Source organism: Amycolatopsis sp. NPDC005961 (assembly GCF_040629235.1).
GTDB lineage: Bacteria > Actinomycetota > Actinomycetes > Mycobacteriales > Pseudonocardiaceae > Amycolatopsis > Amycolatopsis camponoti.
Window position 1 is genome coordinate 1 of record NZ_JBEXVF010000108.1, and the last position, 24,942, is coordinate 24,942.

The following is a 24,942-nucleotide window of genomic DNA, read 5'->3' on the forward strand; positions in this document are numbered from 1 at the left end:
GTGGGAAACAGTGTTCTCACCCTGTTTCCCACTCACGACCGGCTGCGTCCGATCGGAGAGACCGCATGTCCTCGCTCGACGAGCGCACCACCGCCGAGCCCGCCGCGCCCACCGGGAAACCGAGTCGGACGTGGATCTCCTACCTCGCCATGGTGGTCCTCCCGGTCCTGGCCGCCTTCTTCCTGCTGCGCGTCGGCGGCGGTGACGGCCACGCCCCGGCCGGGCACACCGGTGGCGCGGCCGACCCGGTCGCCAAGCTGCTGTTCGCCCTGCCGGTGATCTTCCTGGCCTGCCGGCTGCTCTCGGCGGTCGCGCGGAAGCTGGCTCAGCCGGCGGTGATCGGCGAGATCTTCGCCGGGATCCTGCTCGGCCCGTCGTTCCTCGGCTGGGTGTGGCCCGCGGCCTACCACTGGATCTTCCCCGACTTCCTGGCCTCGACGATCAACACGCTCGCCCAGATCGGCCTCGTGATCTTCATGTTCCTGGTCGGCTACGAGCTCGACGTCGAGCTGGTCCGCCGCCGCAGCAAGGCCGCGGTGCTGGTGAGCCACGTCAGCGTCGCGATCCCGTTCCTGTCCGGGGTGGTGCTCGCGTTCGTCCTGCACCCGACCCTCGGCGCCGGGGTCGCCCGGCTGCCGTTCGCCCTGTTCCTCGCGATTTCGATGAGCATCACGGCGTTCCCGGTGCTGGCCCGGATCATCACCGACCGCAAGATGACGAAGCTGCCGATCGCCGCGCTGGCGCTGAGCTGCGCCGCGGTCGACGACATCACCGCGTGGTGCCTGCTGGCGCTCGTCGTCGCCATCGCGAGCGCGACCTCCATGGCCGCCACCCTGGTGACCGTGGGGCTCACGATCGCGTTCTTCGCGTTCATGCTGTTCGTCGTGCGCCCGCTGCTGCGCCGGCTGTTCGCGCCCACCGAGCAGGGGCAGAAAGCGCTGCCGACGACGGCGGTGGTGTCCGTGCTGCTGGCCGGGCTGCTGCTGTCCGCGCTGGCCACCAACGCCATCGGCATCCACCCGATCTTCGGCGCGTTCCTCTTCGGCGCCGTGACGCCGCGCGGTTCGCTGCCGATCCGCCAGGCCACCGACCAGATGCACGCGCTGACGGTCACGCTGCTGCTGCCGCTGTTCTTCGTCTACACGGGACTCCGCACGAAGTTCGACCTGATCGGCACCGACCCGACGCTGTGGCTCTGGTGCCTGCTGATCGTCGCCGTGGCGATGCTCGGCAAGTGGGGCGGGAGCCTGGCCGCCGCGCGGCTGTCCGGCATCGGCAGGCGGGACGCGTGGTCGCTGGGCGCGTTGATGAACTGCCGCGGGCTCACCGAGCTGGCGGTGCTCAACATCGGCCTCGACCTCAAGGTGATCAGCCCGACGATGTTCGCGATGCTGGTGGTCATGACCCTGGTGACCACGGTCGCCACCTCACCCGCGCTCTCGCTGATCGAACGCTACAAGCGCCGGCCCGCGGAACCCCTTCCCGCCGCGTAGGAGCCGGACATGTCCCGCGACATCGCCTTCCTGCCCTACCCGGCCTACGGGCACATGACCCCGGCGCTGCCGGTGGTCGCCGAGCTCGTCCGCCGCGGTCACCGGGTCACCTGCTTCACCTCCGGCGAGTTCGCGGACCGGGTCGTCGCGCTCGGCGCCCGGGCCGTGGCCTACGGCTGCGACCTGTCCACCGCGCAGCCGGACATCACCGACGCCGACGAGGCCGCCCGGGCCCCGCTGCACCTGCTCGAACAGAGCATGGCCGTGCTGCCCGCCGTGGAACGCGTCTTCGGCGGCGGCCCGCCGGACCTGCTCGTCTACGACACGACGCTGTGGGCACCGGGGCGGCTGCTGGCCCGCAAGCACGGGCTGCCGGCCGTGCAGCTCTCGGCCACCGTGGCGTCCAACGAGCACTTCTCGCTCACCAAGGAGAACCAGGCTTACGGCGAGGCGGTCGACCCGGCGCACCCGGCGATCGCCCGGTTCGTCACGCGCCTCGGCGAGCACCTGGCCGCCCACGGCCTCGGCGACCTTACGTTGGAGGAGTTCTTCACCGGCGGTGACGAGTTCACGCTGGTGTTCCTGCCGCGGGCGTTCCAGCCGGCGGGGGAGACCTTCGACGAGCGGTTCGCCTTCGTGGGACCGCCGTCGAGCCCGGCCGCCCGGACGTGGCGGCCGCCCGCCGACGGCCGCCCGGTCGTGCTGATCACCCTGGGCACCACCGTCAACGACCGGCCGGAGTTCTTCCGCACCTGCGCCGAAGCCTTCGCGGATCTGCCCTGGCAGGTGGTGCTCACCCTGGGGAAGCGGGTGGATCCGGCCACGCTGGGGCCGCTGCCGTCCCATGTGGAGGCCCACCGGTGGGTCGCGCACGGCGACGTCCTGCCGCACTGCTCGGTGTTCCTGTGCCAGGGCGGGATGGGCAGCCTGATGGAGGCACTGTCCTTCGGCGTCCCCGTGATCGCCGTGCCGCACCACCCGGAGCAGCACATCAACGCCCGGCAGATCCGGCGGCTCGGGCTGGGTGCCTCGCTCGACAAGGAGACCGTGACCGCCGAGCGGATCCGGGACGCGGTCCTGGCGGTCGACGAGGACGAGGCCGTGCGCCGGCGCGTCCAGCTCATGCGGCGCGAGGTGCACGCCGCGGGCGGAGCGGTCCGCGCCGCCGACGAGATCGAGGCCAGGGTCGCCGCCGCGCACCCGGCCGGAGGGAGCCGGAAGTGACCGAGCCGTCGTCGTTGCCCGTCAAGCGGAGCTGCCCGTTCGACCCGCCCGACGAGTACCGGGCCCGGCCGGGGATCAGCCCCCTGGCGTTCGACGCCAGTCCCGGTCCGGCCACCGGTTGGCTGGTGACCAAGCTGTCCGACGTCCGCGCGGTGCTGGCCGACGCCCGGTTCAGCCACCGCAACGACCTCGTCGCGCTCGCCGTGCCGCCGCCGTTCCCGATGGACGCCTACGCGCCCGAACCGGCCGCGCCCGGCGCGTTCCCGAAGATGGACGGCGCCGAGCACGCGCGGTACCGGAAGCTGATCGCGAAGTACTTCACGGTGCGGCGCACCCGGGAGCTGGTCCCGGCCGCCGAACGGATCGCCGGCGAGCTGCTGGACGCGATGGCCGCGGGCGGCACGGAAGCCGAGCTGGTCGCCGCCTACGCCGAGCCGCTGGCCACCCGGCTGATGTGCGAGCTGGTCGGCGTCCCGGAGTCCGATCGCGAAGAACTGCTGCACCACTTGAACGTCGTCGCTCGGATGCACTACTCGCTGGAAGAGCTGATCGCCGCGATCACGATCGTCGGCGGCACCCTCGAACGGCTCGTCGACGCGGCGTTCGACGACCCGGGCGAGGACATGCTCGGCGAGCTGGCCCGCACCGGCGAACTCGACCGGCCGGAGCTGGTGAACCTGGCCTGGGCGCTGGTCGGCGGCGGCTTCGACACGACGACGAACATGCTGGCACTGGGCACTTTCGCACTGTTCGAGCACCGCGACCAGCTTGAGCGGCTCCGGGCCGACCCGGCGTTGTGGCCCAACGCCGTCGAAGAACTGTTGCGCTACTTGACGGTCTCGCACCTCGGCGCGAGCCGGGCGGCCCTGGAAGACGTCGAACTGGGGGACCAGGTGATCCGCGCGGGCGAGACGGTCGTCGTCGCGCTCCCGGCGGCCAACCGCGACCCCGGGCGCTTCCCGGACCCCGACCGGCTCGACATCGGCCGGGCGACCCAGGGCCACGTCGCGTTCGGCCACGGCGTGCACCAGTGCATCGGCCAGCACCTGGCCCGCTTCACGATGCGGGTGGGGTTCGAGGCGCTCTTCACCCGTTTCCCGGCACTGCGGCTCGCGGTCGAGCAGGAGCAGGTCCCGCTGCGCGACGACATGCTGCACTACGGGGTCCACGCGCTGCCCGTCACCTGGACCTCCGGAGTCGTCTAGGCACCGCACTAGACCTGACCTGTCCGCCGTGGACAGCGTTGCGGCGCCTGTGTTGCCGTGGACGTCGAGCAGTCTCCCCAGGAAGGAAGCCGCCCGCCGATGGAGCGTGAGATGACGGGTTTTGCGAGCACTCCGGGCGAGCCGGTCGCCGTGGTCGGGCTTTCCTGCCGCCTCCCGGGCGCGGACGGGCCCGCCGCCTTCTGGCGGCTCCTGACCGAAGGCCGCAGCGCGATCACCGAGGTGCCCGCCGGCCGGTGGGACCCGGCGGAAACCGGCGTCCGCCAGGGCGGGTTCCTCGACGCCGTCGACCGCTTCGACGCCGCCTTCTTCGGCATCTCGCCGCGCGAGGCCACCGCGATGGACCCGCAGCAGCGGCTGGTGCTGGAACTCGCGTGGGAAGCGTTGGAGCACGCCGGGATCGTGCCCGCGAACCTCGGCGGAAGCGCCGCGGGCGTGTTCGTCGGCGCGATGTGGGACGACTACGCCGCGCTCGTGCACGCGAACGACTCCGAAGCGATCAGCCACCACACCATCACCGGCGTGCACCGCAGCCTGCTCGGCAACCGCGTCTCGCACCTGCTGGGCGTGCACGGCCCGAGCTTCACCGTCGACTCCGGGCAGTCGTCCTCACTCGTCGCCGTGCACCTGGCGGTGCAGAGCCTGCGCCGCGGCGAGTGCCCGGTCGCGCTGGCGGGCGGGGTCAACCTGATCTTCTCGCCGGGCAACGCCGTCACGACGGCTCGTTTCGGCGGGCTTTCGCCGGACGGTCAGTGCTTCACCTTCGACGCCCGAGCCAACGGTTTCGTGCGCGGCGAGGGCGGCGGGCTCGTCGTCCTCAAGACGCTCTCGCGCGCCCAGGCGGACGGCGACGAGATCCTCGCCGTCATCCGCGGCACCGCGGTCAACAACGACGGTGCCGGCGACGGCCTGACCGTCCCGGACGCCCGGGCCCAGGCCGCGGTCGTGCGCGGCGCCCACGCGGACGCCGGGATCGAGCCGGCCGCTGTCGGCTACGTCGAGCTGCACGGAACGGGCACCAAGGTCGGCGACCCGATCGAGGCCGCCGCGCTGGGCGACGTCTTCGCCGCCGGACGCGCCGAGCCGCTGCCGGTCGGGTCGGTCAAGACCAACGTCGGGCACCTCGAGGGCGCGGCGGGCATCGCCGGGCTGCTCAAGGCGTTGCTCGCGGTGCGGCACGCCACCCTGCCCGCCAGCCTCAACTTCGCGACGCCGAACCCGGCGATTCCCCTGGACGAGCTGAAGCTGCGTGTCGTGGCGGAGAACGCCGAGTGGGACGCCGAACGCCGGATCGCCGGGGTCAGCTCGTTCGGCATGGGCGGGACCAACGCCCACGTCGTGCTGGAGTCGGCCGACCCCGTCGCACCCCGCTCGACGACGGACACCGCGGCGCCGTGGCTGCTCTCGGCCCGCACCGCCGCGGCCCTGCGAGCGCAGGCCACCGCGTTGCTGTCCCATGTGGACGACCACCCGGAACTGTCCGCAGTGGACATCGGGTGGTCGCTGGCCAACCGCCGCACGGCCTTCGAGCACCGCGCGGTCGCCGGGAGCCGGGACGCGCTGCGCGCGATCGCGGACGGCATGGGCGTCACCCAGGGGGTCACCGCCACGAGCGACGACCGCGTCGTCTTCGTCTTCCCCGGCCAGGGCGGCCAGTGGGCCGGAATGGCCGCCGAGTTGCTGGATAGTTCGCCGGTGTTCGCCGCGCGACTGGCCGAGTGCCGCGACGCGCTCGCGCCGCACCTCGACTGGGACGTCCTCGATGTCCTCCGCACAGGCACACCTTCGCTCGACCGCACCGACGTGCTGCAGCCGGTGTTCTGGTCGGTCGCGGTGTCCCTGGCCGCCGAGTGGCGGGCGCACGGTGTCGAACCCGCCGCCGTACTCGGGCACAGCCAGGGCGAACTGGCGGCCGCCGTCGTGGCGGGCGCGTTGTCCCTGGACGACGCGGCGCGGATCGTCGCGCTGCGGGCCAAGCTGCTCGCCGAACGGATGGCGGGCCACGGCGGCATGCTGTCGGTCGACCTGCCGGTCGCGGCCGTGACCGAGTTGCTCACGGCGTACCCCGACCGCCTGTCGGTGGGCGCGGTCAACGGCCCGGCGACCACGGCGGTCTCCGGTGACCTCGACGCCCTCGACGAGCTGCAGGCCGAGCTGACCGCGCGCGAGGTGCGCTGCCGCCGGATCGCCATCGCCTACGCGTCCCACTCGGCCCAGGCCGAGCCGCTCGAGGACGAGCTGCTGCGGCTGATCGCCGGAATCCGGCCGCGAGCAACGCGAATTCCGTTCTATTCCTCGACCGCGGGCGGTCTGCTCGACACCGAGCGGCTCGACGCGGGCCACTGGTTCGCCAACCTGCGGCAGCCGGTGCTGTTCGCCCCGGCGATCCGAGCCGCGCTGGACGCCGGGATGGGAGTGTTCGCCGAGGTCAGCCCCCACCCGGTGCTCGTCGGCGGCCTGCTGGAGACGGCAGCCGACGCCGACCGCCCGGCCGCGGCGGTCGGCACGCTCCGCCGCGGCGACGGCGGACCGGCCCGCTTCGCGACGTCGGTCGCCGAGCTGTGGACCCGTGGCGGCGCCGTCGACTGGACGGCGGAGTTCTCCGGCGGCGGCCCGGTCGACCTGCCGACGTACGCCTTCCAGCGCGAGCGCTTCTGGCTTGTGGACCACCTCGCCGAAACCGCGGGCGACCCCGCCGAAACTGTCGGTACCCCCCGATACGCTGGTAGCCGGGGGGCGGAGGCCCGCCCGGAGACTCCCACCCCGCCGTCCCACGACCTCCTCGAAACGGTCCGCGCCCACACCGCACTGGTCCTCGGCCACCCCGGCCCCGACGCGATCGACCCCACGGCGTCGTTCAAGGACCTCGGCTTCGACTCGATCGTCGGCGTCGAACTCATCACCCGGCTGTCCGCCGCGACCGGCCTGAAGCTGCCCGCGACCGCGATCTTCGACCACCCGACCCCGGCCCGGCTCGCCGCGATGCTGCGCGGCGAGCCGTCCGTGACCTCCCCGGTCGTCGCGACCCGCGCCGACGAGCCCATCGCGATCGTCGCGATGAGCTGCCGGTACCCCGGCGGCGTGCGCTCGGCCGACGAGCTGTGGCAGCTCGTCGCCGACGGCCGGGACGTCATCGGCGGCCTGCCCACCGACCGCGGCTGGGACCTCGACGACCTCTACGACGCCGACCCGGGCAAGGCCGGCAAGTCCTACGCCCGCCACGGCGGCTTCCTCACCGGCGTCGCCGAGTTCGACGCGGACTTCTTCGGCATCTCGCCGCGCGAGGCCCTGGCCATGGACCCCCAGCAGCGGCTGCTGCTGGAGACCACGTGGGAAGCGTTCGAGCGCGCGGGCATCGACCCGGCGTCGCTGAAGGGCAGCCGCACCGGCGTCTACGTCGGCGCCACGTCGTCCGAGTACGGCCCGCGCCTGTTCGAAGGCGGCGAAGGCTTCGACGGCCACCTGCTCACCGGCACCACCGGCAGCGTCGCGTCCGGCCGGCTGGCCTACGTCCTCGGCCTGGAGGGCCCGGCGCTGACGGTCGACACCGCGTGCTCGTCCTCGCTGGTCGCGCTGCACCTCGCCGTGCGCGCGCTGCTGGCGGGGGAGTGCACGCTGGCGGTGGCCGGCGGCGCGGCCGTGATGGCCGGCCCCGGCATGCTCGTCGAATTCAGCCGCCAGCGCGGCCTTTCCCGCGACGGCCGGTGCCGCGCGTTCTCGGCCGACGCCGACGGCACGGGCTGGGCCGAAGGCGCCGGCGTCGTGCTGGTCGAGCGCCTGTCCGACGCCCAGCGGCTCGGTCACCCGGTCCTCGCCGTCGTGCGCGGCACGGCGGTCAACTCCGACGGCGCGTCCAACGGCCTGACCGCACCGAACGGTCCCTCGCAGCAGCGCGTGATCCGCTCCGCGCTGGCCGACGCCGGACTCGCACCGTCCGAAGTGGACGTCGTCGAGGCCCACGGCACCGGCACCCCGCTGGGCGACCCGATCGAAGCCCAGGCGCTGATCGCCACCTACGGCCAGGACCGCGAACGGCCGCTGCTGCTCGGCTCGCTGAAGTCGAACCTCGGGCACACGCAGGCCGCGGCGGGCATCGGCGGCGTGATCAAGATGGTGCAGGCCCTGCGCCACGGCGTCGTGCCGCGGACCCTGCACGCCGACGAGCCCAGCCCGCGCGTCGACTGGTCCGCCGGCGCGGTCACCCTCGCCTCGGCGGAGCAGCCGTGGCCGGAGACCGGCGCGCCCCGGCGGGCCGCGGTGTCCTCGTTCGGCATCAGCGGAACGAACGCGCACGTCATCGTCGAGCAGGCCCCGGAAATCGCGCCGGTGGTGTCCGAAGAGGACGGACTGGGCGTCTGGGTGCTGTCCGGCCGTTCCGAAGCCGCGGTGGCGGACCGGGCATCGGCGCTGGCAGAGACGCCGCACGGCGTCGCCGACGTGGGCTGGTCCCTGGCGACGACGCGGACCGCCTTCGAACACCGGGCCGCCGTGGTCGGCACCCGTGACGAACTGCTGACCGGCCTGGGTGAGATCGCCACGCGGACTCCGGGAGCGTCGGTGGTCACCGGCGTCACCGGACCGGTGGGACGGACGGTCTTCGTGTTCCCTGGCCAGGGTGCCCAATGGGTGGGCATGGCGGCCGGGCTGCTCGACGAGTCGCCGGTCTTCGCGCGGCGGTTCGCGGAATGCGCGACGGCGTTGGAGTCCTTTGTCGACTGGTCGCCTTCGGACGTCCTGCGTGAGGGCGCGTTGGACCGGGTCGACGTGGTGCAGCCCTTGTCGTGGGCGGTCATGGTTTCCCTGGCGGCCCTGTGGCAGTCGTACGGGGTCACGCCGGACGCCGTCGTGGGTCACTCTCAGGGCGAGATCGCCGCGGCGGTCGTCGCGCGTGGACTGTCCCTTGAGGACGGTGCCCGCGTGGTCGCGCTGCGCAGCAAGGCGATCGCGGCCGGGCTGGCGGGCCAGGGCGGGATGGCGTCGATCGCGCTCGACGCCGAGCGGGTGCACGCCCTGCTCGACGACCGGATCTCGATCGCGGCGTACAACAGCCCGTCGTCGACCGTCGTGTGCGGCGACCCCGCTGCCCTGCGGGAACTGGTGGCACGCTGCGAGAGCGACGGGGTCCGCGCGCGGGTGATCCCGGTGGACTACGCGTCGCACTCGGCGCACGTGGAGGCGATCGAAGCCGAGCTGCGTGAGGTCCTCGCCCCGATCCGGCCGCGCACCGGCGAGATCCCGTTCTACTCGACCGTGACCGCCGAACCGGTCGACACCGCGAGCCTGGACGCCGCGTACTGGTACCGCAACCTGCGTCAGCCGGTCCTGTTCCGCGACACCGCCGAGGTGCTCGCCGAGCGCGGGCACCGGTTCTTCGTCGAGGTCAGCCCGCACCCGGTGCTCGGCGGCGGCCTCCAGGAGACCCTCGACGAGGCGGCCGTGGTGGGGACGCTGCGCCGCGGCGAAGGCGGCCTCCGCCGGTTCCTGCTCTCGCTGGCCCAGCTCTGGACCCACGGTCACGACGTCGACTGGTCGGTGCTCTACCCGAGCCGGCGCACGGTGAGCCTGCCGACGTATCCGTTCCAGCGACAGCGTTTCTGGCTCGAATCGGCGGCCAAGCCCACCGACGACAGCGGGTTCTGGACCGCGCTCGACACCCTCGGCCTCGCCGACGACACGCCCTGGCGCGACGCCCGGCTGGCGTTGACCCACTGGCGACGGCTGGCCGACGTGGACAGCTGGCGCCACCGCATCGCCTGGCGCGCCCTGCCCGAACCGGCCGCGACGCCGCTCACCGGCACTTGGCTCGTGGTCACGCCCACCGCGGGCGCGCTCACCGGGTTCGGCGTCGAGGTGCTCGTCACCCCGGACGACGACCGCGCCACCCTCGCCGAGCGGCTGGCCGGGCGGACACCCGACGGTGTCCTCGCGCTGACGACCTCCGACGACCCGATCCACGCGGTCACGAGCGTGGCCGTGCTCGTCCAAGCGCTCGGCGACGCCGGGATCGACGCACCCCTGTGGTGCCTGACCAGCGGCGCGGTCGCCCCGCTCGACACCGACCCGGCGCCGGATCCGGCGCAGGCCGCGGTCTGGGGCCTCGGCCGGGTGGCCGCGCTGGAGCACCCCGGCCGCTGGGGCGGGCTGGTCGACCTGCCGGAAACGCCGGACGCCGAAACCCTCGCCCGGCTCGCCGCCGTGCTGTCCGGTGCCGAAGATCAGGTGGCCATCCGGCCGTCGGGGGTCTTCGCCCGGCGATTGGTCCCCGCGTCCCCACGGGGCAAGACCCGCACCTGGGAGACCCGGGGCACGGCGCTGGTCACCGGCGGCACGGGTGCGCTGGGCCGGCACCTCGCCCGGTGGCTCGTCGCGCGCGGAGCCGAGCACGTCGTCCTGACCGGCCGTCGCGAAGCCGACGTGGCCGAGCTGGGTCCCCGGGTGAGTGCCGTGATCTGCGACGTCACCGATCCGCACGCCCTCCGGGAGCTGGTCGACGGCATCGACGACCTCCGGACCGTCGTCCACGCCGCGGGCGTCGGCACGCTCGCCGCGCTCGACGACACCGACCCCGCCGCGATCGCCGAGGTCCTGCGGGCCAAGGTGCTCGGCGCGCAGCACCTCGACGACCTGCTCGGCGACCGCGAGCTGGACGCCTTCGTCCTCTTCTCTTCGATCTCCGGTGTCTGGGGTGTCGCCGACCACGCCGCCTACGCCGCGTCCAACGCCTACCTCGACGCCCTCGCGCTGCGTCGCCGGGCGCTCGGCCGGACCGCGCTGTCGGTGGCCTGGGGTCCGTGGGCGGGCGGCGGCATGATCGCCGAGACCCTGCACGACGTCCTCGCCCGCCGCGGGGTCCCGGTCATCGAACCCGAGCCGGCGCTCGCCGGGCTCGGGCAGGCGCTGGGCCACGACGAGGCGTTCGTCGCGCTGGCCGAGATCGACTGGCCGGTGTTCGCCGAGGTCTTCACCGCCGTCCGGCCGAGCCCGCTGCTCGCCGAACAGCCCGCGGTCAGGCAGCTCCGCGAACAGTCCACGGAAACGTCGGGCTGGGGTGATCAGCTCGCCGCATTCACCGGGCCGGAGCGCGAAAAGTTCGTGTCCACTGTGGTCCGCCGGCAGGTCGCCGCCGCGCTCGGGCACTCGAGCCCGGAGAGCGTCGACGTCCGGCGCGCGTTCAAGGACCTCGGTTTCGACTCGCTCACCGCCGTCGAGCTGCGCAACCGGCTGAGCGCGGCGACCGGGCTGAAACTGCCGAGCACCCTCGTGTTCGACCACCCGACCGCCGCGCTGCTGACCGAGCACCTCCTCGCCGAGGTCGCCCCGGAGTCCACTGTGGACGCCACGTCGGCACCGGTCGTGATCGCCGACGACGACCCGATCGCCATCGTCGCGATGGGCTGCCGCTTCCCCGGCGGGGTCACCTCGCCCGAGCAGCTCTGGACGTTGCTGACCGACGGCGTCGACGCGATCTCCGGCCTGCCCGCCGACCGCGGCTGGGACCTCGGCTCGCTCTACGACGCCGACGCGAGCCGCCCCGGCACCACCTACGCCCGGCACGGCGGGTTCCTCGCCGACGCCACCCGGTTCGACCCGGCGTTCTTCGGGATCTCGCCGCGCGAAGCCGTCGCGATGGACCCCCAGCAGCGGCTGCTCCTGGAGGTCTGCTGGGAGGTGTTCGAGCGCGCCGGGATCGACCCCACCGCGTTGCACGGCACCCCGGCCGGCGTCTTCGTCGGCCTGACCGACCAGGCCTACGGCTCGGGCAGCGGCTTCGAGGGCGAGGACTACCTGGTCACCGGCGCGGTGTCCAGCGTCGCCTCCGGCCGGATCGCCTACGTCCTCGGCCTCGAGGGCCCGGCCGTCACGGTCGACACGGCGTGCTCGTCTTCGCTGGTGGCGCTCCACCTCGCGGCGCAGTCGCTGCGGTCCGGCGAGTGCTCGATGGCGCTCGCCGGCGCGTCCATGGTGATGTCGACGCCGAGCCAGTTCCTCGGCTTCAGCCGCCAGCGCGGCCTCGCGCCCGACGGCCGCTGCAAGCCGTTCGCCGCCGCCGCCGACGGGTTCGCCCTCGCCGAGGGCGTCGGCGTCCTGCTGGTGGAGCGGCTGTCCGACGCGCGCCGCCACGGGCACCCGGTGCTCGCGGTGCTGCGCGGGTCGGCGATCAACTCCGACGGCGCGTCGAACGGCCTGACCGCGCCGAACGGCGGCTCCCAGCAGCGGGTCATCCGCGCCGCGCTGGCCGGCGCGGGCCTGCGACCGTCCGAAGTGGACGTCGTCGAGGCGCACGGAACGGGCACCCCGCTGGGCGACCCGATCGAGGCGCAGGCGCTCATCGCGGCCTACGGGCCGGATCGCGAGCGGCCACTGCTCGTGGGGTCGCTGAAGTCGAACCTCGGGCACACCCAGACCGCGTCCGGCGTCGCCGGGGTGATCAAGATGGTCGAGGCGATGCGGCACGGGCAGCTCCCGAAGACGCTGCACCTCGACGAGCCGACCCCGGAGGTCGACTGGTCGTCCGGCGTGGTCGAGCTGGCGGCCGAGGACCGGGCGTGGCCCGAAACCGGGGCACCGCGACGCGCGGGCGTGTCGGCCTTCGGCATCAGCGGCACCAACGCGCACGTGATCCTGGAACAGGCCCCCGAAGCGGCACCCCCGGTCGACGCGTTGCCGGACACCGTGGGGACCTGGGTGCTGTCGGCCCGGTCCGAGGCGGCCGTGCGCGAGCAGGCGGCGGCGCTCGCGGAGACCGAGCACGGCGTCGCCGAGGTCGGCTGGTCGCTGGCCGGCACCCGGCCGGCGTTCGAGTACCGGGCCGCGGTGGTCGGCGATCGGGACGAACTCCGGGCCGGGCTGCGCGAGCTGGCCGCGGGTGGCCCGGTCAGCACCGGGACCGCGGGCGAGACCGTCTTCGTCTTCCCCGGTCAGGGCGCGCAGTGGGCCGGCATGGCGGTCGGGCTGCTCGACGAGTCGCCGGTGTTCGCCGAGCGGATCGCGGAGTGCGCGGCCGCGCTGGCCCCGTACGTGGACTGGTCGCTGACCGAAGTCCTGAGCGACGCGGAGGCCCTCGAACGGGTCGACGTCGTGCAGCCGGTGTCGTGGGCGGTGATGGTGTCCCTGGCGGCACTTTGGCGGGCGCACGGGGTCGCACCCGACGCGGTCGTCGGGCACTCGCAGGGCGAGATCGCGGCGGCGGTGGTCGCGGGTGGACTGTCTCTCGAGGACGGTGCCCGCGTGGTGGCGTTGCGCAGCAAGGCGATCGCCGCCGGGCTCGCCGGACTCGGCGGGATGGCGTGGATCGCCGCGCCGGAAGCCGAGGTCATTGCGCTGCTCGAGCCGTACGGCGGCCGGATCTCCCTCGCCGCGGTGAACGGGCCGGGCTCGGTCGTCGTCTCCGGCGAGGTCGAGGCTCTGGAAGCCCTGCTCGCCGATGCCGGTGAGCTGCGCGTGCGCCGGATCCCGGTGGACTACGCCTCGCACTCGGCCGCCGTCGAGACGATCGAAGCCGAACTGCGCGAGGTCCTCGCGCCGGTCCGGCCCCGGACGTCGGCGATCACCTACATCTCCGGCGTCACCGGCACGCCGGTGGACACCGCGACGCTCGACGCCGGGTACTGGTACCGCAACCTGCGTCAGCCGGTGCGGTTCCACGACGCCACCAAGACGCTCGTCGAAGCCGGACACCGGTTCTTCGTCGAGGTCAGCCCGCACCCGGTGCTCGGCGGCGGGATCGAGGAGACCCTCGACGAGACGGACGGGAATGCAGCGGTCGTCGGCACGCTGCGCCGCAACGCGGGCGACCTCCGGCGATTCCTGACCTCGCTGACGCAGCTGTGGGCCCACGGCCACGACGTCGACTGGCCGGTCCTCTATCCGGTCAAGCGCACCGTTGCGCTGCCGACCTACCCGTTCCAGCGACAGCGGTTCTGGCTCGAACCCCGGTCCGCGAACCCGGTCGTCCGATCCACAGTGGACGAACTGCGGTACGAAGTCCGCTGGAGCCCCGTGGTTACCCCTCGGGCCGCCACGCTCGACGCCGGCTGGCTGGCCGTGGTGCCCGCCGGGCACGACGCGCGGGACCTGCTCGGCCCGGACGTCCGCGTGCTCGAAGTATCCACGGAGGACCGCGAGGAGCTGGCGGAGCTGCTGGCCGTCGAAGCACCGCCCGCCGGGGTCGTCTCCCTGCTGGCGCTCGACGACCGGCCGCACGCCGAGCACCCCGTGCTCACCGCCGGGCTCGCCGGCAACGTCCTGCTCACCCAGGCGCTGGCCGACGCCGGGATCGCCGCCCCGCTCTGGTTCGCGACCCGCGGCGCCGTCTCGGCCGACCCGGGCGAGCCCCTGGTGAACGCCGCGCAGGCGATGGCGTGGGGTCTCGGCGGGATCCTCGGGCTCGACCAGCCCGACCGCTGGGGCGGCCTCGTCGACCTGCCGCCCGTCACCGACGCCGTGACCGCCGGCCGGTTCGCGGCGGTCCTCACCGGTCACGACGGCGAAGACCAGGTCGCGCTGCGGTCGTCCGGGGTGTTCGCCCGGCGGATGGTCCGCGCGGCGGTGTCCCCGCCCGTCCGCTGGCGGCCGCACGGCACCGCGCTGGTCACCGGCGGCACCGGCGCGCTCGGCGGTCAGGTCGCCCGCTGGCTCGCCGCGAACGGTGCCGAGCACCTGGTGCTCGTGAGCCGCAAGGGCGAAGCCGCGCCCGGAGCCACGGAACTCGCGGGCGAGCTGTCCGCGCTCGGCGCCGAGGTGACCGTCGCCGCCTGCGACGTCTCCGACCGCGACGCCCTGCGCGAGCTGCTCGAAGAGCTGCCGCCGGTGAACGCCGTCGTCCACACCGCGGGTGCGGTGGACGTCGAACGGCCGATCACCGCCGTGACCCTGGCCGACTTCGCCGAGCTGGCCGAGGCCAAGGTGCGCGGCGCACGGAACCTCGACGAGCTGTGCGGGGACCTGGACGCGTTCGTCCTGTTCTCCTCCGGCGCCGGAGTCTGGGGCAACGCGGGCCAGGCGGGCTACGCCGCCGCGAACGCCTTCCTGGACGCGCTCGCCCACCAGCGGCGCGACCGCGGGCTGCCGGCGACGTCGATCGCCTGGGGTGCCTGGGCGGGCGGCGGCATGGTCGACGAGAACGTCGGCGCGCAGCTCGAGCGGCGCGGGGTCCCGATGATGCGGCCCGAGCTGGCCGTCACCGCGATCCAGCCGTCGGTCGACACCGGCGGCCCGGCCAGCGTCGTCGCCGACATCGACTGGGCGACGTTCACCCCGCTCTACACCGCGGCGCGGCCGCGCCCGCTGCTGCGGGAACTGCCCGAGGCCCAGCAGGAATCCCCTGTGGACAGTGATGACGAGCTGGCGAAGCGGCTGGCCTCCGCGTCGGAGAGCGAACGCGACCGGGTCGTGCTCGACCTGGTGCGCACCGAGGTCGCGGTGGTGCTCGGCTTCCCCGGCCGCGACGCCGTCCGGCCGGCGCAGACGTTGAAGGAACTGGGCTTCGACTCGCTGACCGCGCTCGACCTGCGCAACCGGCTCAGCGCGGCGACCGGCTTGAAGCTGCCCGCCACGCTGGTCTTCGACTACCCGACCCCGGCCGCCGTCGCGAAGCACCTGCTCGCCGGGCTGGTCGCCGACGAGCCCACCGAAGCCGACGACCTGGCCGGTGAGCTGGACCGGATCGAGGCCGCGCTGGCGGCCCTGGCCCCCGGCGACGCGGCGGGCGAGCTGGTCGCCGCCCGGCTGCGGAAGCTGCTGTGGAAGTGGGACGACAGCGGCGAAGACGAAGACGACGGCCTGGAGCTCGACACGGCGACCGACGACGAGATGTTCGCGGCGATCGACCGAGAACTCGGAATCTCTTGACGTGACCGGAAAACCTTCCCAGGAGCGGACGCAGATGCGCAACGAGGACAAGCTCCGTGACTACCTCAAGCGGGTCACGGCCGATCTGAAGCTGGCCAACCGCCGCCTGCACGACGTCACCGAGCGCCGCGCCGAACCGATCGCCGTCGTGTCGATGAGCTGCCGGTTCCCCGGCGGGGTCACTACCCCGGACCAGCTGTGGGACCTGCTCGCCGAGGGCCGGGACGCCGTCTCGCCGTGGCCCGCCGACCGCGGCTGGGACCCGGACCTCTACGACCCCGACCCCGAGCGCATCGGCCGCAGCTACGTCCGCGACGGCTGCTTCCTGACCGACGCCGCCCAGTTCGACCCGGCGTTCTTCGGGATCTCCCCGCGCGAGGCCGTGGCGATGGACCCGCAGCAGCGGCTCCTGCTGGAGACCACCTGGGAGGCCTTCGAACGCGCGAAGCTCGACGCGGCGGCCCTGCGCGGCAGCTCGACCGGGGTGTTCGTCGGGGCCAGCAACCAGGGCTACGCCGGGGGCATGGTCACCGCGCCCGAAGGCCTGGAAGGGCTGCTGCTCACCGGCGGCTCGGCCGCCGTGCTGTCCGGCCGGCTCGCCTACACCTTCGGGCTGGAGGGCCCGGCCGTCACCGTCGACACGATGTGCTCGTCGTCGCTGGTCGCCCTGCACCTGGCGGTGTCCGCGCTGCGCAACGACGAGTGCACGATGGCCCTGGCCTGCGGCGCGACCGTGATGGCCAACCCCCGCAACTTCGTCGAGTTCAGCCGCCAGCGCGGCCTGTCCGCCGACGGCCGCTGCCGCGCCTTCTCGGCCGACGCCGACGGCACGGGCTGGGGCGAAGGCGTCGGCGTCGTGCTCCTGGAGCGGCTGTCCGACGCGCGCCGCAACGGCCACCCGGTGCTCGCGGTCATCCGTGGCACCGCGATCAACCAGGACGGCGCGTCGAACGGCCTGACCGCCCCCAACGGGCTTTCCCAGCAGCGCGTGATCGAGGCTGCCTTGGCCAACGCGCGCCTGGCGCCGGAGCAGGTCGACGTCGTCGAGGCGCACGGCACCGGCACCAAGCTCGGCGACCCGATCGAGGCGCAGGCCCTGCAAGCCACCTACGGCCGCGACCGCGAACGGCCGCTGCTGCTGGGCACGGTCAAGTCGAACATCGGCCACACCCAGGCGGCCTCCGGCGTCGCGGGCGTGATCAAGATGGTCCTCGCCCTGCGCGCGGGCGTCCTGCCGAAGACGCTGTTCGTCGGCGAGCCGACCCCGCACGTGGACTGGTCCGACGGTGCGGTTTCGCTGCTCACCGAGCAGCAGGAGTGGCCCGAGACGGGGGCGCCGCGCCGGGCCGGGGTGTCGTCCTTCGGCGGCAGCGGTACCAACGCGCACGTCGTGCTGGAAGGCGTCACCGAGGAACCCGCCGACTTCGAAGAATCCACTGTGGACACCGCGGTGTGGGTGCTGTCGGGTCGTTCCGACGCCGCGCTGAAGGCCCGCGCGGCGGAGCTGGCCGAGCTGACGGACGCCAACCTCGCCGACATCGGCTGGTCCCTGGCCGCCACGCGCTCGGCGTTCGAGCACCGAGCCGCCGTGGTCGGCCGGGACCTGCCCACGCTGCTCGCGGGTGTCCGCGAGATCGCCGAATCCGGCACGGCCGCCGGTGGCGCGGTGGTCGGCGGCGAGGCCCAGGCCGTGGGCGGCACCGTGCTGGTCTTCCCCGGCCAGGGTGCCCAGTGGGCCGGGATGGCCGTGGAGCTGCTGACGTCCGCGCCGGTGTTCGCGGCACGGATGGCCGAGTGCGCCTCCGCTCTGGAGCCCTTCGTGGACTGGAAGCTGACCGACGTCCTCGGTGACGCGACGGCCCTCGAACGCGTCGACGTCGTCCAGCCGGTCTCGTGGGCGGTCATGGTGTCGCTCGCGGCGCTGTGGGAGTCCCACGGCGTCACGCCGGACGCCGTCGTCGGGCACTCGCAGGGCGAGATCGCGGCCGCCGTCGTCGCGGGTGCCTTGTCCCTGGACGACGGTGCCAAAGTCGTCGCACTGCGCAGCAAGCTGATCGCGGGACGGCTCGCCGGGCTCGGCGCGATGGCGTCGGTCGCCGCGCCCGAGGCGCAGCTCGAGGCGCTGCTCGCGGAGGGTGTCTCCATCGCGGCGGTCAACGGACCCGCCTCCGTGGTGATCTCCGGCGAGATCGCCGCGGTCGAGGAGGTCCTGGCCCGCGTGGAAGCCGAAGGACTGCGCGTACGCCGGATCCCGGTCGACTACGCATCGCACTCCGCCGTGGTCGAGGTCCTCGAAACCGAACTGCTCGAAGCCCTGGCGGACCTCGAACCCCGCGCCCCGCGGGTCACGTTCGTCTCCAGCGTCACCGGTGAGACCGCCGAGACGCTCGACGCCGCCTACTGGTACCGCAATCTGCGGCAGCGCGTGCGCTTCCAGGACGCCACCGAGACCCTCATCGCCGAAGGACACCGGTTCTTCGTCGAGTCGAGCCCGCACCCCGTCCTCGGCGGCGGCCTCCAGGCGACCCTCGACGACGCGCTCGACCCCGGCGCGGCCGCCGTCGTCGGCACGCTCCGGCGCGGCGAAGGCGGCTTGACGCGGTTCCTGACCTCGCTGGCTCAGCTGTGGACGCAGGGCCACGACGTCGACTGGACGGCCGTCTACCCCGAAGCTCGCCCGGTCGCTTTGCCGACATATCCCTTCCAGCGGCAGCGCTACTGGCTCGAGACTCCCGTCGAGACCGTGGCCGCGGCCGACGCGGAGTTCTGGGACGCCGTCGAGGACGGCGCTCTCACCGGGGAGCTGGGTGTCACCGCCGAAACGCCGTGGCAGGAGGTGCTGCCCGCGCTGGCGGACTGGCGCCACCGCCGTACCGAGCTGTCCACAGTGGACCAGTGGCGGTACCGGATCACCTGGCAGCCGGTCGCCGAGCCGGTACCCGCGTTGGCGGGGACCTGGCTGGTCGTGCACGCGCCGGACGTCTGCCTCGACGCCCTGGAGAAGGCGGGCGCGGTCGTCCGCACCCTGCGCGTCGAGGAGTCCGACGACCGCGCGTCACTGGCCGGGCGGCTGCGGTCCGAGACCGGCCTCGCGGGCGTGCTCTCGCTGCTCGCGCTGGACGAGAACGAGCACGCCACGCACCCGGTGCTGCCCACGGGTCTCGCCGCGAACCTCCTGCTCTCCCAGGCCCTCGGCGACGCCGGGATCACCGCGCCGCTGTGGCTCGCGACGCAGGGGACGGCCGTCGTCGTGCCCGGCGACGAGGCACCGAACCCGGGCCAGGCCACGACGTGGGGCCTCGGCCGGGTCCTCGCCCTCGAGCACCCCGACCGCTGGGGCGGCCTGGTCGACCTGCCGGAGACCCTCGACGAGCAGGCCGCGGCCCGGCTCTGCGCCGCCGTCGCCGGGATCGGCGACGAGGACCAGCTGGCCGTCCGTGACTCCGGGCTGTACCAGCGCCGCTTGCGCCGCGCGCCGGTCGAGGGCACCGCCCCCGAGTGGCGGACGAGCGGCACCGCGCTGATCACCGGTGGCACCGGCGGGCTCGGCGCGCACGTCGCCCGCTGGCTCGTCGGCCGCGGGGCCGAGCACCTCGTGCTCACCAGCCGCCGCGGTCCCGACGCACCCGGGGCTGCCGAGCTGCGCGAAGAACTGACGGCGCTCGGTGCCGAGGTGACGATCGCCGCGTGCGACGTCGCCGACCGCGAAGCGCTGACTTCGCTGGTCAGCGGCCTTAAGGACATTCACACGGTCGTGCACACCGCCGGCGTCGGCTTACTCGCCCCGCTGGCCGACACGACGTTGCCCGAGTTCGAAGAGGGTGCCCGCGCGAAGCTCGCCGGCGCCCGCCACCTGGACGCGTTGTTCGGCGAGGCCGACCTCGACGCGTTCGTGCTGTACTCCTCGGTCGCCGGCGTGTGGGGCAGTGGCGACCACGGCGCGTACGCCGCCGCGAACGCCTTCGTCGACGCGCTCGCCGAGAGCCGCCGCGCCCGCGGGCTGGCCGGGACCTCGGTCGCCTGGGGCATCTGGGCCGGCGACGGCATGGTCTCCGACGTCGTCGCCGACCAGCTCAAGTGGCGCGGGATCCCGTTCATGGCCCCGGAACCGGCCCTGCTCGGGCTCGGCCAGGTGCTCGACCACGACGAGCCGTTCCTGGCCGTCGCCGACATCGACTGGGAGCGGTTCGTCCCGGTCTTCACCGCCGCCCGCCCGCGGCCGCTGCTGTCCGAGGTGCCCGAGGTCGCGGCCGTGCTGGCCGCCGAGTCCGAGGTCACCGACGAGCAGACCGGCGCGGCGGGCGTCCTGCGCGCCAAGCTGTCCGCACTGTCCGAAGTGGACCAGGACCGCGAGCTGCTCGCGCTGGTCCGCAAGCACGCGGCCACGGTCCTGGGCTACGCCGGACCGGAGGAGGTCGACTCCTCCCGCGCGTTCCGCGAGCTGGGCTTCGACTCGCTGACCGCGATCGAGCTGCGGAACCGGCTGACCGCCGCCACCGGCCTCAAGCTGTCCGCCACCCTCGTGTTCGACTACCCGAACGCGACGACCCTGGCGCGGCACGTCCGCACCGAGGTCCTCGGCACTCCGGCGGCCGCGGTGGCGACGGCGGTCACCGCGACCGACGAGCCCCTCGCCATCGTCGGCATGAGCTGCCGGTTCGCCGGCGGCATCGGCAGCCCGCAGCAGCTGTGGGACCTGATGATGGCCGAGGCCGACGCCATCGGCGAGTTCCCCGGCGACCGCGGCTGGCACCCCGGCACCCTCTACGACGCCGACCCCGACAGCGCCGGCCACAGCTACACCCGCGCGGGCGGGTTCCTCTACGACGCGGCCGAGTTCGACCCGGGCTTCTTCGGCATCAGCCCGCGCGAGGCCCTCGCGATGGACCCGCAGCAGCGCGTTGTCATGGAAGCCTCCTGGGAGGCCTTCGAAGACGCCGGGTTCGACCAGGCCGCCGTCCGCGGCAGCCGCACCGGCGTGTTCGTCGGCGCCAGCGGCCACGACTACGGCCAGCGGCTGCGCGAGGTTCCCGAAGGCGTCGAGGGCCACCTGGTCACCGGCGGCACCGGCAGCGTCACGTCCGGCCGCGTCGCCTACACCTTCGGGCTCGAAGGCCCCGCGGTCACGATCGACACGGGCTGCTCGTCGTCGCTGGTCGCCCTGCACCTGGCCGGCCAGGCCCTGCGCTCGGGGGAGTGCGACCTCGCGCTGGCCGGTGGCGTCGCGGTGATGTCGACCCCGGCGCCGTTCGTCGCCTTCAGCCGTCAGCGCGCGCTGGCCGCCGACGGCCGCAGCAAGCCGTTCTCCGCCGAGGCCGACGGCATGGGCCTGGCCGAGGGCGTCGGCATGCTGCTCGTCGAGCGGCTTTCCGACGCCCAGCGCAAGGGTCACCGCGTGCTGGCCGTGGTCCGCGGCACCGCCACCAACCAGGATGGCGCCTCCAACGGCCTGACCGCGCCGAACGGCCCGTCGCAGCAGCGCGTGATCCTCTCCGCGCTCGCCGCGGCCGGCCTCGAACCGTCCGAAGTGGACGCCGTCGAGGCGCACGGCACGGGCACGACCCTCGGTGACCCGATCGAGGCCCAGGCCCTGATGGCCACCTACGGACGTGACCGCGAAGCGCCGCTGTGGCTCGGCTCGGTCAAGTCGAACATCGGGCACAGCCAGGCCGCCGCGGGTGCCGCGGGCGTCATCAAGATGGTGCTGGCCATGCGCCACGGCGTCCTGCCGCGCTCGTTGCACTCGGAACACCCGTCGCCGCACGTCGACTGGTCCGCCGGATCCGTCGAACTGCTCACCGAGGCCACGCCGTGGCCGGACAAGCCCGGACCGCGCCGCGTCGGCGTGTCCTCGTTCGGCGTCGGCGGCACCAACGCCCACGTCGTCCTCGAACACGACCCCTCGCCCGAACCCGTCGTCGAACGCGAGCCGGTCACGGGACCGGTGCCGTGGGTGCTTTCGGCCCGCTCGGCGGCCGGGCTACCCGCGCAGGCCGCGAAACTGGCCGCCGCCGCGGCCGCGGACATCGCGGACATCGGCCGGTCCCTCGCTTCGACGCGGACCGCGTTCGAGCACCGGGCCGTGGTGCTGGGCGACGACCGGGACGCGTTGCTGGCCGGGCTCGCCGACCTGACCACCGGGACGCCGAGCGCGTCGGTGGTGACCGGGGTGGCCTCCGCGGTGGGACGGACCGTGTTCGTGTTCCCCGGCCAGGGTGCGCAGTGGGCCGGGATGGCCGTGGAGCTGCTGGACTCGTCGCCGGTGTTCGCCGAGCGGTTCGGGGAGTGCGCGGCCGCGCTCGAATCCTTTGTGGACTGGTCGCCGTTCTCCGAGCTGCGCGACGGCTCGCTGGACCGGGTCGATGTCGTGCAGCCGCTGTCGTGGGCCGTGATGGTCTCCCTCGCCGCGCTCTGGCGGTCGCACGGTGTCGAGCCGGACGCCGTCGTGGGTCACTCCCAGGGTGAGATCGCCGCCGCGGTGGTCGCGGGGGGACTGTCGCTGATGGACGGTGCCCGCGTGGTGGCGTTGCGCAGCAAGGCGATCGCCGCCGGGCTCGCGGGTCGGGGCGGGATGGCGTCGATCGCCTTGGACGCTTCTCGCCTGGCCGCCCTGCTCGACGACCGGATCTCGATCGCGGCGTTCAACAGCCCGGCTTCGACGGTGGTCTGCGGTGACCCGGTGGCGTTGGAAGCCCTGGTCGCGCGCTGCGTGGCCGACGGCGTCCGTGCTCGCGTGATCCCGGTGGACTACGCCTCGCACTCGGCGCACGTGGAAGCGATCGAGGGCGAACTGCTCGACGTGCTCGCCGCGGTCGAGCCGCGGACCGGCGACGTCCCGTTCTACTCGACGGTGACCGCCGAGCCGATCGACACGGCGACGCTGGACGCCGGCTACTGGTACCGCAACCTGCGTCAGCCGGTCCTGTTCACCCAGACCGTCGAGGCGCTGGCGGCGCGCGAGCACACCGTCTTCGTCGAGGTCAGCCCGCACCCGGTCGTCACGTCGGCGATCGCCGAAGCCGTCCCGGACGCCATCGCCACGGGCACGCTCCGGCGCGGTGAGGGCGGCCTGACGCGCTTCCGCACGTCGCTGGCCGAACTGCACGTCCGCGGCGTCGACGTCGACTGGACGCCGGTCTTCCCGAGCGCCGCGACGATCCCGCTGCCCACCTACGCCTTCCAGCACCAGCGTTACTGGCTGGACGCCCCCACCGGCGCCGACACGCTGGGCGACGAGTTCTGGGCCGCCGTGGAGCAGTCCGACTTCGGGGCACTCGCCGCCTGGCGCGCGAAGCGGCACGCCGGATCCACTGTGGACAGCTGGCGGTACCGGGTCGAGTGGACGCCGCTCACCGTCGCCACCGACACCACCGTGGCGGGCTGGCTCGTCGTCGGACCCGACCCGCACGGCCTCGCCGACGGCCTCGGTGCGCGGCCGCTGGAGCTACCGTCCGAAGTGGACCGTGAGCGGTGGGCCGAGCTGCTTCGCGAGGCGGGACCGTTCCAGGGCGTGCTCTCCCTGCTCGATGGTCTCGTCCCGAACCTGACGCTGCTGCACGCTCTCGGCGACGCCGGTAGCGACGCGCCGCTCTGGTGGGCCACCAGCGGCGCGGTCAGAACCGGCGCCACCGACCCCATCCGCGCCACCGAGCAGGCCCTGACCTGGGGCTTCGGCCGGATCGCGGCCATGGAGTACCCCCAGCGCTTCGGGGGTCTCGTCGACCTCCCGGCCGAGCTGGACGCCCGCGTCTTCGCCCGGCTCGCCGCCATCCTCGGCGCACCCGGCCCCGAAGACCAGGTGGCCGTCCGTGCTTCCGGCGTCTTCGGCCGCCGGCTGGTCCGCGCGGCTCCGGCCCGCGAGACGGCGACGCCGTGGCGGGCCTCCGGCACCGTGCTGCTCACCGGCGGCACCGGCGGGGTCGGCCCGCACCTGGCCCGCTGGCTCGCCGGCGCCGGGGCCGAGCGGCTGGTCCTCACCAGCCGGCGCGGCCAAGACCTCCCCGAGCTGACCGCCGAGCTGGCCGACCTCGGCACCGAGCTGACCGTCGCAACCTGCGATGTCGCCGACCGCGACCAGCTGGCCGAGCTGCTGGAAGGCCTGCCGGACCTCACCGCCGTGGTGCACGCCGCCGCCGTGCTCGACGACGGCGTCCTCGACGGCCTCACCGACGAGCGGATCGCGAACGTCTTGCGCCCCAAAGCCGACGCCGCGCGGCACCTGCACGAGCTGACCGCGAACCGCGACCTCTCGGCGTTCGTCCTGTTCTCCTCGCTGGCGGGCACGCTCGGCGGGCCGGGCCAGGCGAGCTACGCCGCGGCCAACACCTACCTCGACGCGCTCGCCCGCGAACGCCGCGCCGCGGGTCTGCCCGCGACGGCGGTGGCGTGGGGCGCGTGGGCCGGTGGCCGGGGCGAGGGCCTGGCCGCGCAAGGCCTGCCCGCGATGGCGCCCGAGCTGGCCGTCCTCGCCCTGCAGCAGGCCCTGGACGAGGACGAGACCGTGCTCGCCGTCGCCGACATCCGCTGGGACCGCTACCGCAGGACCCTGGCCCAGGGCCGGCCGAGTGCCGCGCTGCTGGGCATCCCCGAAGCGGCGGCACCGGAAGCTGCCGAAACCGGCTGGGCCGAGCGGCTGGCCGGGCTGAGCGAGGACGAGCAGCAGCGGCTGGTCCTGGAGCTGATCCAGGCCCAGGCCGCGGTGGCGCTCGGCTATCCCGGACCCGAGTCGATCGAGCCGGACCGCGCCTTCCGTGACCTCGGCTTCGACTCGCTCACCGCCGTCGACCTGCGCAACCGCCTCGGCGAGGTCACCGGCCTGCGGCTGCCGGTCACGCTGGTCTTCGACCACCCGACCGCGGTCGTGCTCGCCGGGCACGTCCGGCGTGAGCTGGTGGGCGGCACGGACGACACGGTCGTCGAAACCGCCGCCCCGGTGGTGGCGGGCACCGACGAGCCGATCGCGATCGTCGCGATGTCCTGCCGCTACCCCGGCGGCGTGACCGATCCCGACGCCCTGTGGCGGCTCGTCGCCGACGGCGTCGACGCGGTCGGCGACTTCCCGGTCTGCTCGGTGACCCGGGCCATCGTCAGGATGTAGCCGTCGTCCGAGGTCACCGGCCCGATGAAGACCCACGCGCCGAGCGCGACGATCA

The 24,942-nt window shown here is 73.9% G+C and carries 5 protein-coding genes; all 5 read left to right on the top strand.

The genetic code is table 11. From position 1 onward, the window contains the following. The first annotated feature begins 65 nt into the window (after positions 1–65). Complete coding sequence (locus ABZ342_RS46140; protein WP_360487618.1) at positions 66–1,493, top strand: cation:proton antiporter; 1,428 nt, start codon at positions 66–68, stop codon at positions 1,491–1,493. A gap of 9 nt (positions 1,494–1,502) precedes the next feature. Continuing rightward, entirely contained in the window at positions 1,503–2,717 is a 1,215-nt protein-coding gene (locus tag ABZ342_RS46145) for a macrolide family glycosyltransferase (RefSeq protein WP_360487621.1), read from the top strand. After that, on the top strand, positions 2,714–3,922 hold the full coding sequence (locus ABZ342_RS46150; RefSeq protein WP_360487624.1) for a cytochrome P450: 1,209 nt from the start codon (positions 2,714–2,716) through the stop codon (positions 3,920–3,922). The genes ABZ342_RS46145 and ABZ342_RS46150 overlap by 4 nt, the downstream gene beginning before the upstream one ends. Positions 3,923–4,033: 111 nt before the next feature. Further along, positions 4,034–15,790 carry a type I polyketide synthase gene (locus ABZ342_RS46155; protein ID WP_360487627.1) on the top strand — a complete coding sequence of 3,919 codons (11,757 nt, stop codon included), beginning with the start codon at positions 4,034–4,036 and terminating at the stop codon, positions 15,788–15,790. A gap of 1 nt (position 15,791) precedes the next feature. Further along, on the top strand, positions 15,792–24,887 hold the full coding sequence (locus ABZ342_RS46160) for a type I polyketide synthase (protein WP_360487630.1): 9,096 nt from the start codon (positions 15,792–15,794) through the stop codon (positions 24,885–24,887). Positions 24,888–24,942 lie beyond the last annotated feature (55 nt).

Excerpts from the sequence above, each read along its gene's own strand:
- ABZ342_RS46155 (WP_360487627.1), top strand. The coding sequence starts at position 4,034 with ATGACGGGTTTTGCGAGCACTCCGGGCGAGCCGGTCGCCGTGGTCGGG.
- ABZ342_RS46140 (WP_360487618.1), top strand. The coding sequence starts at position 66 with ATGTCCTCGCTCGACGAGCGCACCACCGCCGAGCCCGCCGCGCCCACC.
- ABZ342_RS46145 (WP_360487621.1), top strand. The coding sequence starts at position 1,503 with ATGTCCCGCGACATCGCCTTCCTGCCCTACCCGGCCTACGGGCACATG.